Below are 13,137 nucleotides of genomic sequence, written 5' to 3'. Positions count from 1 at the left end.
CAGCCTGCGTGAAGAACCGTTGGCACTACCAGCGCAACGCCAGACCGGCATCGGTCGCCGGGTTCGCGCCGACTACCGCACGTGAACGCACCGATGCGCGGAATGTCGCGTCGACGGTTGAACTATCCGAGCGGCCAATGCGCCAGCGGAATGTGACGCGTCTGGCCCAGCAGGCTGTGCACCAGCACGAACTCCTCCGCCCGCCACGCGATCGGGGCCACCGCTTCGGGAGCGACCACCCGACGGTCATACGCCAGCGTAAGGTGCGGCCTGAAACCCGTGGTTACGCAGCGGCCCAGCCCGGCCTCGCGCAAGCGCACGCCAAGCTCGACCTGAAAAGCGTGCAACGACTCGTTGCCATGATCGGCCGTCAGCACGAATGGCGACTTTTCCCGGTGCGCGTCAAAACTGGTGACCTGGTCGAAAACCACATCGAACGGCGCCGCCGTGACCTGCGCCGCCGCGGCACGGGCCGCCTCGACCACATCCAGGCGCAAGCCCACCGAATCGCCCAGATGGAACAGCGTGACGTGGAACCGGTCAGTCGCCAGCGGTTTGCCGCGCAAATCGTGACGGGCACATTGTGCGGACGCGAAGGCGGCGAGCCTTTCGGCGGTATCGCGATTCGGGAATATCGCCAGAAACAGGCGGTCGGTGGCCACGGGCTGCGCAAACCCGGGGAATGATGCTTGTTGCGACATGGTCGTCTCTTCGCCTGGCACGCAGGACGCGTGACGCGGCAATGCCTGGTCGATGGGCCGCCGAGAATAATCCATGCCGCGATAAGGCGGTACGCCCGCGCCCCCACGTCGGCCCCGCGGTATTACACTGGCGGTTCCAACGGAGACATACCTCTTGGCAAAGCCCAATTATTCATTCGAAAAGCGACAGCGCGAGCTCGCCAAGAAAAAGCAGCAGGAAGAGAAGGATGCGCGCAAGCGCCAGGCGCGCGAAGCGGAAAAAGCCGCCGTCGATGCCGAGAACAAGACTTCGCCCGACGAAGGCTGATTCACTGAATCCATGGCAGGGTTGCCGGCCGTGGACAAACTCCGCCGCCTAGCGGCGTGATCGATCAGGCCCCACAACCATCCACCGATCATGCCGGACGCGCCAGCCGAGCGTGGCGAAGCGCGCCCCCAGAAAGCCGAAGACAAAGGCGGCGGTGAGCCAGCCAAGCCCTGCCATCCCCACCGGCGCGATGACGAGAATGGCGACGGCCAGCGGCACGAAGACCGCCAGATTGATCACCCCGGCCACGGCAAGATAGCGAAGGTCGCCCGCGCCGATCAGCACGCCATCCAGCACCCACACCACGGCGCCGATGGGAACCGAAAGGCCGAGCATGACCAGGCTGGGCGGCAGCAGCGCCTGCACGCTGGCTGCGCTGGTGAACAGGCGACCCAGCACCCCATTGCCGATCACCACCAGCGCGCCGGACAACAGGCCCGCCAGCACACCCCACTCCAGGCATCGGCGCAGCACGGCCTTCACACTGGCGCGGTCGCCTGCCCCAAGATGGCGGCCGACCAGCGCTTGGGCGGCAATCGCCAACGCATCCAGCGCGAACGCCAGCGTGGCGAACAACGTCATCACGATCTGGAAGGCCGCCAGTTGCGGCGAACCCAGCCCAGTCGCCACATAGACCGCAAGCACCATCGCGATGCGCATCGTCAGCGTGCGCAGGAAAAGCCAGCCGCCCGCGGTCGCGCCCAGCAGCATGCCGGCGCGTCGCGGCCAAAGACTGGCGCCCTCGCGCCTCGCGTGGCTACTCACCACCACAAGATAAGCCGCCACCATCAGCCATTGCGCCACGATCGAACCGACCGCGGAACCGGCGATGCCCTGTCCCAGGCCGTAAATGAACCAGAAATTGAGCACGATATTGACGGCAAAGCCGACACCCGCCACGACCAGCGGCGTGCGGGTGTCCTGCAGGCCGCGAAGCAAACCGCTGGCCGCGAACACCAGCAGCATGGCCGGAATACCCGCCATCGATATGCCCAGATAAGTGACCGCCGCCGTGGATACCGCGGCATTCGCACCGAACGCCGCCACCAGCGCCGGGGTCGCCACCCAGCCCGCGCCGGCCAGGACGATACCGAGGCCCAGCGCAAACCACAGCCCATCGATACCTACCGCCACGGCACGACGACCATCCCCCGCACCCAGCCAGCGAGCCACCGCCGGCGTGGTGTTGTAGGCCAGGAAAACCATCAGCCCGATGATCGTCTGAAGGATCGCGCCGGCCAGCCCCAGACCCGCCAGCGGCTCCTCGCCCAGGTGCCCGACCATGGCCGAATCCGCCAGCAGAAACAGCGGCTCGGCCACCAGCGCACCGAACGCCGGCAGCGCCAGGCGCAGGATCTCGCGATCCATCGGTTGACGGGTGAAAACGTTGATGGGCTGGGCCTGGCCGGCAGAATCGACAGCGGGCCATCGTACAGGCCCGCACTTTCCACTGCGTGGGTGGGCGTGGAAATGATCTCCAAGCCCGCCCCCTCTTCAACTTCCCTTTCGCCGGAAGCCGCACGCTCAGCTCCCTCCCCTGCTCGCAGGGGAGGGCTGGGAAGGGGTCCGCTTTTGATCTTCCCCCAAGCGTGCAATGAACCAGCAGCCCGCCCCACTCCACGCTATCCTGTCGGCGCCCTGCGCGCCCCCGATAACCAAGGAGATCACCCCACGTGCCGCATTATTCCGGCCCACTGCTCACGCGCCCCGTCGCCGAAGCGCTATGCGCGGCGCGCGACGCGGGCTCAGACGAGTGGCAGGGCTCGCTGACGCTGGGTTTCACCCGCGACCACGCCCGGTTGTCGGCGCAAGGCTGGGAGTGGCGCGGGCAGCTTCATCCCTACCCCGGCAAGCTGAAAGACCGCACCATCTACTACCGCGATGGTGACGATTACGCGCCGGTGGCACGCTTTGCCGGTTCGCTGATCAAACTGGTGCCCACTGAATGGGGTGCACCCACGTTCGAGATCGACGGCATCAAGATGCTGCCCACGTCGAAGGAGTCGCCGTTCGAGGACGCGCGCCGCAAGGTGGCCCTGGTCGAGCCCGCCGGCAAGGTCGTGCTCGATACCTGCGGTGGCCTCGGCTACTTCGCGGCCTGCTGCCTGGAAGCCGGCGTGGCGCGTATCCATTCGTTCGAGAAGAACGCCGACGTGCTGTGGCTGCGCACGCTGAACCCGTGGTCGCCCGACCCGGACGCCGATACCAGCGCCGGCCGCCTGCTGCTGGCGCATGCCGATGTATCGCAGGCGATCGCGCAGTTCGCCGATGCCTCGGTCGACGCGGTGCTGCACGACCCACCGCGCTTCGGCATCGCGGGCGAACTCTACTCGCAGGCGTTCTACGACCAGCTCGCCCGCGTGCTGCGTCACGGCGGGCGGCTGTTCCACTACACCGGCAGCCCGAACAAACTCACCAGCGGCCGCGACGTACCGCGCGAAGTGGAGAAGCGGCTGGAGAAAGCCGGCTTCAAGGCGCAACTGGCGCTGGACGGCGTGCTGGCGGTGCGCCGCTGAAAGCGAAAAGCAGCGATGAACCGCTGCTTTTCGACTCCGACTCCCGAAGATGCTCAGTCCCCGTTCGGACGCATCCGGCTGAAGTTGACCGGCACCCACTGATAGGACGTGCCGGCCTTGCGCAGATGGCCAACGCCGGGGAACGGGATGTGCGCACCGGCGACCAGCGTCCTGTCCTTCGCCATCGCATTGAATACGCGGATGCGCGACGCCGCCGCTTCCTTCGGGTCGCTGTCGAAGGAGATGGTCACGTTCGGATGATCGAGCTGGACGGCGGGGACGTGAATGAGGTCGCCCATCACCAACAGCTTCTTCCCCTGGCTTTCGATCATGTACGAGGTGTGTCCCGCCGTGTGCCCGAAGCTGGTGTACGAGCTGACACCCGGCAGCAACGCCACGTCGCCCTTGAACGGCCGGAATTTCCCGGCCTTCACATACGGATCGACCTCGGCCATGGCGTCCTTGAAGAAGGCCTTCGAGGCGTCTGGTGCCTTGGCCAGGTTCGTCTCGCTCAACCAGTAATTCCCCTCGTCACGCTCCGCATGGACGATGGCGTTGGGAAACTGGATCACGCTGTTCTTCGCCAGGCCGCCGATGTGGTCCGGATGCATGTGGGTCAGCAGAATGTCGTCGACCTCCGCAGCGGTATAACCGGACGCTTTCAGGTTGCCCATCAGCTTGCCGAGCGTGGGCCCGAACAGGTCGCCGGCGCCGGTATCGATCAGGATCAGGCGCTTGCCGGTATTGATCAGGTAGGCGTTGTCCGAGGTTTCCTGCGGCGTCTTCTGGAAGGCGTGGTTCAGCGCAGCCACCGTTTTCGCGGCCGGCTCCTGCAGCAATTGATCCACCGGCAGATCCACCGTGCCGTCGCTGAGCGCGGTGACCTCGAAATTGCCCAGCATGAAGCGGTAATAGCCCGGCGCCGATGTCTGGGCCATCGGCGCCGCGGCGAGGGCGCTGGACGCCGTGAGGCCCAGCAGGATGGCTGCGGTGGTGGCGCGGAGGATGTTGCCGCGGAGGTGGGTACGCATGGTTTTCGCCTTGGTGGTTGAAGGTGGCGCCATGTTGGGCATTTGCGTATTTCACTACAATCAGTAAATGTGCAAGGGAGGTTTGCATTTTCAGCAACACGGGGCACCATGCTCGACGCCATCAGAACCTTTATCGACGTGGCCACCGAACGCAGCTTCACCGCCGTGGCGAAGCGCCGCGACGTGGCCGTGTCCTCGATCACCCGCAAGATCGGCACGCTGGAAACCGAGCTGGGCACGAAGCTGCTGGCGCGGCATTCGCGCGCACTGGTGCTGACGGATGCCGGCGAGCAGTTTCTGCCGCGCGCCCGCCACATCGTTTCGGAAATGGATGACGCCCGGCACAGCCTGGCGGATCTGCAGGCCGACCCGCGCGGCCTGTTGACGGTAACGGCGCCCGCCGCGTTCGGCCGGCTGCACGTCATTCCAGCGATGACCGGGTTCCTGAAGCGCTACCCGGCGATCGAGATCGACCTGCACCTCAGCGACCAGCGCGTGGACCTGCTGACCCAGCGCGTCGACGTGGCCGTCCGCATGGGCACGTTGCCCGACAGCGACTTGGTCGCCACGCGACTGGCACCGTCCCGGCGCATGGTCTGCGCAAGCCCCGAATACCTTGCCCGCCGCGGTCATCCCGCCACGCCCGAGCAACTGCTGGAGCACAACTGCCTCACCTTCGCCTCCACGCCGCCGCCCGAGTGGTGGTGCTTTTCCGGCATCAACCGGGAAGCCGCGCTTCCCGTGCGTGGGTCGTTGCGCACCGACGACGCCGAAGCCTTGCTGGGCGCCGCCGTCGCCGGCATTGGCATCGTTCACCTGGCCAGTTGGCTGGTGGGGGATCTGGTTCGTGCCGGGAAACTGGTGGTGCTGTTTCCCGATCGACCCACGCCGTCGAAGATGGCCCGATCAGCGATTCACGCCGTGCGCATGCCCGGCCGTTCGCACGCGGCGAAGGCGAAGCTTTTCATCGATCACCTAAAGAATTCATTTGGTGAGCCGCCATACTGGGATGGCTTCTGATCGCCGGCACCACATGGCTGATCAGCCACCGCCTAGCTGGAATGACGTCGTTCGGAGGTCGAGCCATGCACCGATCGCAAGCCGTTGTCGCAAGCGCATCCGGCCTTCGGTTCGGCTTCGACTGTCCTATTATCCAGCGATGATCACCACCCACCCGCCATCGATCGGGTCCCGACGCGGCAGTCTGGCGTGCGTCGGCATGGGCATGACGCTGGGCTCCCATCTCACGCCGTTGGCACGCAGCCATATCGCACAAGCCGATGTGGTGTTTGCGGGGCTTTCCGATGGTGCCGTGGAAATGTGGCTGCAACGGATGCATGCCGACGTACGCAGCCTTCAGCCGTATTACGGGGAAGGCAAATCACGAATGCAGACCTATCGGCAATGGGTCGAGTTGATGATGATCGAGCTGCGTGCAGGCAAGCGGGTCTGCGGCGTGTTCTACGGCCACCCCGGCATCTTCGCCTGGTCGCCGCACAAGGTCATCGAGGTGGCCCGCGCCGAAGGCTTCGAGGCGCACATGGAGCCTGGCATTTCCGCCGAGGATTGTCTCTATGCCGACCTGGGCATCGACCCTGGTCGTTTCGGATGCCAACATTTCGAAGCGAGCCAACTGCTTTTCTACGAGCGCAGAATCGATCCCACCGGCTATCTGGTGCTGTGGCAGGTCGGGCTGGTAGGCGATTTGTCGTTGACGCGATTTTCCACTGGCTCAGCCTACCGACAGGTGCTGGTGGATCTGCTGAGGCGGGACTATCCGCTGGATCACGAAGTGATCATTTATCGTGCCGCGACCTTGCCGATTCAGGCGCCGGAAATGCGCCGCATCGCGTTGCGTGATCTGCCGACCGCCGACCTGACAACAGAACACACCGTGGTGCTGCCACCCGCCGCGCCGCTCAAACCCTATCTCGCCATGCGTGAGCAGCTGGCGGCGCTGGATCGGGAAACCATCATGGCGTGATGCGGGATATCGCCGCACGATGCATTCGAGGCTGATGCCCGGCAATATCGAAAGCAGGGGGAGACATGTCGAACACGATCGAACTTCTGGCAACCATTGGCGGCGATGCATCACTGCGACATGCGCGGAGGCACGAGCTGGTGGGCCGGCTGCAACAGCTGGGCGCATCCGAGGCGCTCACAACCGCGGCATCATCCGGCGATGGGGCGGCGCTCTACGCGGAAATCGGGCACAGGCCGATGAAGCAACCCCAGGTCACGCATACGCCCGGGCACGAGGAGGATGAAACCGAACCCGGCGACCATGAGCCGCCATCGGTTCCCATTCCCGACCAGGGCAACCCCTGACGCACGCGGACAACGCATACCCATGCCTCCTCTGCCGATCCGCTATCGCTCATGGCCCGCCTGCGTGGGCCTGGCCATCTGCGTGATCGTCGGAACGACCCGGGCCAGCACAGCGATACCCGATCCCGCAGCGTTCCTTGCGCAAACCGACAACGCACGCACCAGCGATCACCCGCGATTCATGCGCATGCTGGCGCAGCTCCACCGCGAAGCGCCTCGCCTCAGCCCTGCCGAGCAATGGCACCTGCGTTATCTCGATGCGTGGCAAACCGGGTACCAGGGCGACTACACCAAGGCCGACGTGCAACTGCGCGCCGTCGCTGAGCACTCCGGCGATGCCACCTTGGCCGCCAGAGCTTCAGCAATGCGCCTGCTTGGGCTGGGCTTCACCCGCCGGTACGAGGAAGCCTTTGCCCTGGCCGAGCGCCTGGCGACCGACCTCCCCAACATCAAGGATCCGCTTGCGCGCTTTCAAGTCCTGATCAATCTGTCGCAATCGATGCTGTTGGCCGACAAGCGCGACCTGGCGTTGAAATACGCACGAATGGTTGAAGGCAAGCTTCCCCCCGGCGAGACCCTCTGCTCTCCTCGCACGCTGCAGATCACCATCCGATACGACAGCCCCCAGCTCACTTCGTCCAGCCCGGAGTTTCATCAAGCCATCGAGACATGCAGGGCGGCGGGGCAGCCGGTCTACGTCGAGACGCTGCATCTGGTCATGGTGGAGGCGTACCTGCGGGAGAAGCGGCCCTCGAAGGCTCTCGCCTTCCTCGACCGAATCGAGCCAGGTATCAAGAGCAACGGGTTCTACGCCCACATGGAGTCGGCCGCCATATTTCGGGCAAAAGCCCTGTTCGCGTTGGGGCGCCTTGCCGGGGCCCGTACTGCGGCTCTGACGGCACTGTCGCTCAATAATCCGAATGAAATCAGCGAGGCAAACAGGGACATTTACGAGGTGCTTTACAAGGCGGAGAAGAAGCTCGGCGACACCGCCGCTACCTTGTCGTATTTCGAGCGTTACGCGCTGCAGGACAAGGGCTACCTCGATGACGTCAGCGCCCGCGCGCTGGCTTATCAGACCGTGCAGCAGCACCTGCTGACCGGGAAGCTGGAAACCGAGAGGCTCAGCAAGCAGAACGCGGTGCTGCGGCTGCAGCAGGCGCTGGATGCCAAGGCGGTGGAAACCAGCCGGCTCTACATTCTGCTACTGCTGTTGCTGGTCGCATCCATCGCCTCCTGGCTCTATCGCCTGAAGCGTTCGCAACTGCGCTTCAAGCGGCTGTCGCATCACGACGGCCTCACCGGCATCTTCAACCACCAGCATTTCATCGGCGAAGCGGCCCGCCTGTTGCAGGCGATGAAGAAGAAGACGGAACACGCCTGCCTGATTTTCATCGACCTCGATTACTTCAAGCAGGTCAACGATACGCATGGCCACGCCATGGGTGATGCCGTGTTGAAGCAGACGGTGGCGATCTGCCAGCAGGAGCTTCGGCCCGCCGATCTGTTTGGCCGTCTGGGCGGCGAGGAATTTGGCATCCTGCTTGCCGGATGTTCCCGCCATCTGGGCATGGACATCGCCAACCGCATCCGGGTTGCGATCGGCGCCACACCGATGGGACACGACGACTGCGTGATAACGATTTCCGCCAGCGTCGGCCTGGCGTCCACCGAAGTGTCCGGCCACGACTTGCAGCGGTTGTGCATGGAAGCGGATATGGCGCTTTATCGCGCCAAGGGCAGTGGCCGCAATCGTGTCGTTGCGCATGCGGGCACGGGCGACCTGTTCAATGAGAGCACGCCTGCGCCGGGCCCGTCGTTGCGCAGCGGCGCGACCTCGAGGGGCGTTGCGGAATTCGAGTGAAGGCGAATCTGGCGCACCGGGTCGACCCGCACCGCCATGCAGGAGCGACTTCGGTCGCGACGCCCTGGCTCTGGGACGGGAGCGTCGCGGCTGAAGCCGCTCCTACAGGACGGCGGGCAATTGGAATCAGCCGCAACTGCCGCAGCAGGTGCTGCCACCGCTGATATGCACTTCGGTTTCCAGCGGCACGGCGTCGCAATCCATGGTGCGCAACACGTCCAGCACCTGGTTGCCGGTGGCGTTGGCCAGGACTTCCAGGCGGCCGCGCGGGGCATCCAGGGCAATCTGCACATTGGGGTCGAGCGGGCGCAGCGCGGCGGTGAAGGCGGCGGCGTCGTGATGACAGGTGGACAGCTGGTATTGCATGGTCTGCTCCGTAAGGGGTGGCCGTTCAATGGCTCGCCATGATGCGGAAATTCCCCGCGCCTTCCCCTGACCAGGATCAACCGCCCGGCGAACGCCTCCATCGCCGTCCTGCCATGTCACGCACCCGTGGCACTGAAACGCTCCGCCAGGAAATCGCTGAAGGCACGCACCAGCAGCGAGGATTGGCGATGCTGCGGGTAAACCACATGAACGTTGATGCCTTCGGGCCGAAATTTATCCAGCACGGGCACCAGCCGGCGATCGGCCAATGCAGCGGCCACGATGAAATCCGGCAGGCTGACAATGCCCAGGCCGGCCATCGCTGCGTCGCGCAACATCTCGCCGTTGTTGGCGCGCATCGGCCCGCTCACGGAAACCTTGCGGATGCGCCCCTCCACGCGGAACGTCCATTCACCACGACGCGCACGCCCGTAGGTCAGGCAGGCATGCGACGCCAGTTCGCCGGGTGCCGATGGCGTGCCGTGACGGCGCAGGTACCCGGGGCTGGCGCAGGTGATCAGTTGCACCGCGGCGATGCGACGCGCAACCAGGCTGGAGTCGGCCAGCGTGCCGATGCGCACGGCCATGTCGTAGCCCTCGCCGATCAGGTCGACCGCGCGGTCGTTGAGCTCCAGCTCGATTACCACCTCGGGGTGGCGCTGCATGAACGCGGGGATCACCGCCCCCAGGTGCAGCGTGGCGAACGTCATCGGCGCGCTCAGCCGCAACAGCCCGCGCGGCGCCGCGGTCTGGCTGGTGATCAACTGCTCGGCGGCATCCACCTCATCCAGGATGCGCTGGGCGCGCTCGTGGTAGGCCAGGCCCAGATCGGTAACGCGCAGCTGCCGGGTGGAACGCACCAGCAAGCGCGCGCCCAGCCGCTTCTCCAGCGCCGCAACCCGCTTGCTGACGAACTGCTTGGATAGCCCCAGCCGGTCCGCTGCCGCCGTGAAGCTTTGCGCATCGACGGTCTCCACAAAGATCCGCATGTCCTCAAGCTGGTTCAAATTGTCGCCCTCAAGTTGACAGTATTAAGCACTTCATCATCTTTATTGAACCGGATGGCGACTCTAATATCGCACTCCAGACGCAGCAACCGCCCGCTTCCGCACTTGATCGCGTGACACGCCAAAGCGGGCGACCCACGCTGCCACCCATCAACGAGGAGAGCACCATGATGCAAGTACGCAAGGCTTCCGACCGCGGCGTGGCGGAACACGGCTGGTTGAGCTCGCGCCACACGTTCTCGTTCGCCAGCTACATGGATCGCGCGCAGATGGGCTTTTCCGACCTGCGCGTGATCAACGAGGATCGCGTGGCGCCGGGCCAGGGCTTCGGCAAACACCCGCACCGCGACATGGAGATCTTTTCCTACGTGCTGGAAGGTGCGCTGGCGCACAGCGACAGCATGGGCACCGGCTCGGTGATCAAGCCCGGCGACGTGCAGTTGATGAGCGCAGGCAGCGGCGTGACCCACAGCGAGTTCAACGGGTCCGACGATGAGGGCGTGCATTTCCTGCAGATCTGGATCGCACCGGCAAAAGCCGGCGGCGAACCGGTGTACCAACAGCGCCACTTCGCAGAGGCCGACAAGCGCGGCCAGTTGCGCCTGATCATTTCGCCGGATGGCCGCGACGGGTCGCTGCGCATCCAGCAGGACGCCTCCGTTTACGCCGGCCTGTTCGACGCCGATGAAAGCGCCACGCTCACGCTGGACGACAACCGTCATGCCTACGTGCATGTGGCCCGCGGCAGCATCGAGCTCAACGGCGTGAAGCTGGAAGCGGGCGACGGTGTGCGTTTGCGCAACCCGCGCACGCTGCAACTGGGCAACGGCGGGAACGCCGAGGTGCTGGTGTTCGACCTGCGCCCGCAGGAGCTGCCGCAGATGCCGTGATGCACGGCGACGCGCCGGATGGCCAAACCGGCCATCCGGCGATGGCTGCCGTCGAGCTTCTACCGGCAACGCAATCCGGTGACAATGCGCGACCACTCCACAGGAAACCGCCCCATGATCCAGCGTTTCGATACCGGCCCGCGCATGTCCGAAATGACCATCCACAACGGCGTGGCATACCTCGCCGGCCAGGTGGCCGAAGACGCCGGCGCCGACATCGTCGGCCAGACCGAACAGGTGCTTGCCTCCATCGACGCCCTGCTGGCGCAAGCCAAGACCGACAAGCGCCACATCCTGCGGGCGGAAATCTTCCTGGCCGACATGGCCGATTTCGCTGGCATGAACGAAGCCTGGGGTCGCTGGGTACCGCAAGGCGCCACGCCTGCGCGCGCCACCGTACAGGCGCAGCTCGCCAGCCCCGGCTGGAAGGTCGAGATCGTGGTTACGGCCGCGATTCCCTGATCGACCCTAACGCCGGGCCGGTGGCGTGACCTGCAGTTGCCGCCACCACTGCCGTGCCCGAAGAACCGCCGACCTCACATGCCTGGCGAGTTGATCTGCCGAAGGCGCCGATGCCGCGGCGCCTTCGGTGGCGGGCGGCCAAACAAAGGTCGCCACGCTGCTTGGCGGCATGTCATAGGCGAAGTGCAGCGCTCCCTGGCTGACGGTCAGATGGTTGACCTTTGTATTGCCGTTGACCGCCACCAGCACCACCGAGCCATCGTCCAGATTCTGGAACGCCAGCTCGTGGATGCCGGCATTGGTGTTGCCCGACTTCACGCGGGCGGCGCCGGGCAGCACGAACCGGCTGAAATGACCGAACGCGTAGTACTCGTCATTGCGGCTGACCGCGCCGGAGGCCGAATCAATGGTGACCACGCCCTTGCATTCGTCGCAGCCGCCAGCGTGCGGGCCATGGTTCTCATCCAGCGCCAGGTTCCAGTAGACGACGCCACGCGCCCAGTTGCGCACGCTCTCCATCACGATGTTGCGTGCGAACAACAGCAACTCGCCGTTGCGGGCCGAGGGCCAGTCGCCGCCCGAACATTCGGTGAGATAGGCGTCCATTTGCGGGTAGGCGTCATGCACGGTGGATTGCGCGCTGGGGTTGCCGCGATAGCAATGCCAGGCGATGCCGGCCATGTGGCGCCTGGCGTCGGGGTCAGCCAGCACGCTGAGGGACTCGCCGGGCGTATCCCAGTTGTGATCCCAGCCGAGAATCACCGGCGCATTTTTCCGACGCGCCAGTGCGGGGCCAAGGTACTGGCCGATGAGGCGTGCACGCGCGGCGGCGGACAACTCCATCCCCGGATACGTCAGCGGCAGGAACGCCGGCTCGTTCTGCACCGTCAGCGCGAAAATGGGGATGCCGTAGCCCTGGAAGGCGTCGACGAAGCGCACCAGATAATCCGCGTAAACCGGCTCGTACTCTTCCAGCAACGCGCCGCCGATCACGTTGGCGCTGCTCTTCATCCACGCCGGCGCGCTCCACGGCGAGGCGATGATCTGCGCGTCGGGCCGGACCGCCATGATTTCCTGCAGCGCCGGGATCAGGTAGGCCTGGTTCGGGACCACGTTGAAGTGCTGCAAGCCGGGGTCGATCTCGCCAGCGGGCATGTCGTCCAGGGTGTAGTGTTGCAGCGAGAAATCGGAAGCGCCGATGGTGATGCGCAGCATGCGGAAGTTGAGCCCCGGCGGCGGCCCGAACAGCTCCCGCAACAAGGCGGCCCGCTGCGATGCGCTCATCGCGTTCCGGAGCAGCCAGGCCGACGAATCGGTCAGCGCCGCGCCGAACCCGACCATCGTCTGGTACTTGCGGCTGGGGTCGACGATCACGTCGGCCGGCGCCGTTTTGGCGTCGCCTTCGACGGCCATGACATCGAGCTGCCGCGCCAGGCGCAAACGGCGGTCGGCCGTACTCACCCACACGTGCACCATGACACCGGCCGGCTGCAGCACGCCGGCCTGGATGTTCGCGAACAGCGGCGGACGCGGCCAATGCAGCGCCAACATGGCCAGCAGCGTCAGCAGGATCACCGACAGGAACGGCGTCCAGCGCCCCACCCCCTGGTTTTCATCCATGGCCAGCGCGCTCGCCCCCGCCCATGGCCGATCGGCGCAACG

14 protein-coding genes are annotated in these 13,137 nt (G+C 65.3%); 8 read left to right on the top strand and 6 right to left on the bottom strand.

Features of this window, described 5'->3' with window-relative positions; all coding sequences use genetic code 11:
- Window positions 1-122 precede the first annotated feature (122 nt).
- On the bottom strand, window positions 123-662 hold the full coding sequence (locus ASD22_RS03005; protein ID WP_200946312.1) for a 2'-5' RNA ligase family protein: 540 nt from the start codon (window positions 660-662) through the stop codon (window positions 123-125).
- Between the two features lie 193 nt (window positions 663-855).
- Between ASD22_RS03005 and ASD22_RS16900 the strand changes: the two genes are divergently transcribed.
- Entirely contained in the window at window positions 856-1,008 is a 153-nt protein-coding gene (locus tag ASD22_RS16900; protein ID WP_200946311.1) for a hypothetical protein, read from the top strand.
- Window positions 1,009-1,056: 48 nt separating this feature from the next.
- On the opposite strand, the gene ASD22_RS03000 is transcribed toward ASD22_RS16900, so the two are convergent.
- Complete coding sequence (locus ASD22_RS03000; protein WP_056078718.1) at window positions 1,057-2,376, bottom strand: MATE family efflux transporter; 1,320 nt, start codon at window positions 2,374-2,376, stop codon at window positions 1,057-1,059.
- Window positions 2,377-2,681: 305 nt separating this feature from the next.
- On the opposite strand from ASD22_RS03000, the gene ASD22_RS02995 reads away from it, so the two are divergent.
- Entirely contained in the window at window positions 2,682-3,524 is an 843-nt protein-coding gene (locus tag ASD22_RS02995; protein WP_056078715.1) for an MnmC family methyltransferase, read from the top strand.
- Window positions 3,525-3,577: 53 nt separating this feature from the next.
- On the opposite strand, the gene ASD22_RS02990 is transcribed toward ASD22_RS02995, so the two are convergent.
- Entirely contained in the window at window positions 3,578-4,555 is a 978-nt protein-coding gene (locus ASD22_RS02990; RefSeq protein ID WP_056080857.1) for an MBL fold metallo-hydrolase, read from the bottom strand.
- A 108-nt stretch (window positions 4,556-4,663) separates the two neighbouring features.
- Here ASD22_RS02990 and ASD22_RS02985 point away from each other — a divergent pair, with 108 nt between their 5' ends.
- The 4 genes from ASD22_RS02985 to ASD22_RS02970 all read left to right on the top strand — a co-directional run bounded on the left by ASD22_RS02985 (window position 4,664) and on the right by ASD22_RS02970 (window position 8,750).
- Complete coding sequence (locus ASD22_RS02985) at window positions 4,664-5,575, top strand: LysR family transcriptional regulator (RefSeq protein WP_056078713.1); 912 nt, start codon at window positions 4,664-4,666, stop codon at window positions 5,573-5,575.
- 139 nt (window positions 5,576-5,714) lie between these two features.
- On the top strand, window positions 5,715-6,539 hold the full coding sequence (locus tag ASD22_RS02980; RefSeq protein ID WP_056078710.1) for an SAM-dependent methyltransferase: 825 nt from the start codon (window positions 5,715-5,717) through the stop codon (window positions 6,537-6,539).
- 65 nt (window positions 6,540-6,604) lie between these two features.
- Window positions 6,605-6,886, top strand: a complete 282-nt coding sequence (locus ASD22_RS02975; protein ID WP_056078706.1) for a hypothetical protein — start codon at window positions 6,605-6,607, stop codon at window positions 6,884-6,886.
- A 64-nt stretch (window positions 6,887-6,950) separates the two neighbouring features.
- Window positions 6,951-8,750: a GGDEF domain-containing protein gene (locus ASD22_RS02970; protein WP_235577490.1), complete on the top strand. Its 1,800-nt coding sequence runs from the start codon at window positions 6,951-6,953 to the stop codon at window positions 8,748-8,750.
- Between the two features lie 126 nt (window positions 8,751-8,876).
- Here the strand turns inward: ASD22_RS02970 and ASD22_RS02965 are convergent, their stop codons facing one another.
- Window positions 8,877-9,116 (bottom strand): hypothetical protein, encoded by a 240-nt coding sequence (locus ASD22_RS02965; protein WP_056078704.1) that lies wholly within the window; start codon window positions 9,114-9,116, stop codon window positions 8,877-8,879.
- A 116-nt stretch (window positions 9,117-9,232) separates the two neighbouring features.
- Window positions 9,233-10,105 carry a LysR family transcriptional regulator gene (locus ASD22_RS02960; RefSeq protein ID WP_082520097.1) on the bottom strand — a complete coding sequence of 291 codons (873 nt, stop codon included), beginning with the start codon at window positions 10,103-10,105 and terminating at the stop codon, window positions 9,233-9,235.
- Between the two features lie 185 nt (window positions 10,106-10,290).
- Between ASD22_RS02960 and ASD22_RS02955 the strand changes: the two genes are divergently transcribed.
- Both ASD22_RS02955 and ASD22_RS02950 read left to right on the top strand, forming a co-directional pair.
- Entirely contained in the window at window positions 10,291-11,013 is a 723-nt protein-coding gene (locus tag ASD22_RS02955) for a pirin family protein (protein WP_056078699.1), read from the top strand.
- A 114-nt stretch (window positions 11,014-11,127) separates the two neighbouring features.
- Window positions 11,128-11,475 carry a RidA family protein gene (locus ASD22_RS02950; RefSeq protein WP_056078696.1) on the top strand — a complete coding sequence of 116 codons (348 nt, stop codon included), beginning with the start codon at window positions 11,128-11,130 and terminating at the stop codon, window positions 11,473-11,475.
- 6 nt (window positions 11,476-11,481) lie between these two features.
- Here the strand turns inward: ASD22_RS02950 and ASD22_RS02945 are convergent, their stop codons facing one another.
- Complete coding sequence (locus ASD22_RS02945; RefSeq protein ID WP_235577489.1) at window positions 11,482-13,095, bottom strand: glycoside hydrolase family 30 beta sandwich domain-containing protein; 1,614 nt, start codon at window positions 13,093-13,095, stop codon at window positions 11,482-11,484.
- Window positions 13,096-13,137: the final 42 nt, after the last annotated feature.

Origin of the sequence: Rhodanobacter sp. Root480, assembly GCF_001426645.1 — a bacterium.
Classification (GTDB): domain Bacteria; phylum Pseudomonadota; class Gammaproteobacteria; order Xanthomonadales; family Rhodanobacteraceae; genus Rhodanobacter; species Rhodanobacter ginsenosidimutans.
This window is presented reverse-complemented; position numbering and strand designations above follow the sequence as displayed.

Excerpts from the sequence above, each read along its gene's own strand:
- ASD22_RS03000 (WP_056078718.1), bottom strand. The coding sequence starts at position 2,376 with ATGGATCGCGAGATCCTGCGCCTGGCGCTGCCGGCGTTCGGTGCGCTG.
- ASD22_RS02990 (WP_056080857.1), bottom strand. The coding sequence starts at position 4,555 with ATGCGTACCCACCTCCGCGGCAACATCCTCCGCGCCACCACCGCAGCC.
- ASD22_RS02985 (WP_056078713.1), top strand. The coding sequence starts at position 4,664 with ATGCTCGACGCCATCAGAACCTTTATCGACGTGGCCACCGAACGCAGC.
- ASD22_RS02980 (WP_056078710.1), top strand. The coding sequence starts at position 5,715 with ATGATCACCACCCACCCGCCATCGATCGGGTCCCGACGCGGCAGTCTG.
- ASD22_RS02975 (WP_056078706.1), top strand. The coding sequence starts at position 6,605 with ATGTCGAACACGATCGAACTTCTGGCAACCATTGGCGGCGATGCATCA.
- ASD22_RS02965 (WP_056078704.1), bottom strand. The coding sequence starts at position 9,116 with ATGCAATACCAGCTGTCCACCTGTCATCACGACGCCGCCGCCTTCACC.
- ASD22_RS02960 (WP_082520097.1), bottom strand. The coding sequence starts at position 10,105 with ATGCGGATCTTTGTGGAGACCGTCGATGCGCAAAGCTTCACGGCGGCA.
- ASD22_RS02955 (WP_056078699.1), top strand. The coding sequence starts at position 10,291 with ATGATGCAAGTACGCAAGGCTTCCGACCGCGGCGTGGCGGAACACGGC.
- ASD22_RS02950 (WP_056078696.1), top strand. The coding sequence starts at position 11,128 with ATGATCCAGCGTTTCGATACCGGCCCGCGCATGTCCGAAATGACCATC.
- ASD22_RS02945 (WP_235577489.1), bottom strand. The coding sequence starts at position 13,095 with ATGGATGAAAACCAGGGGGTGGGGCGCTGGACGCCGTTCCTGTCGGTG.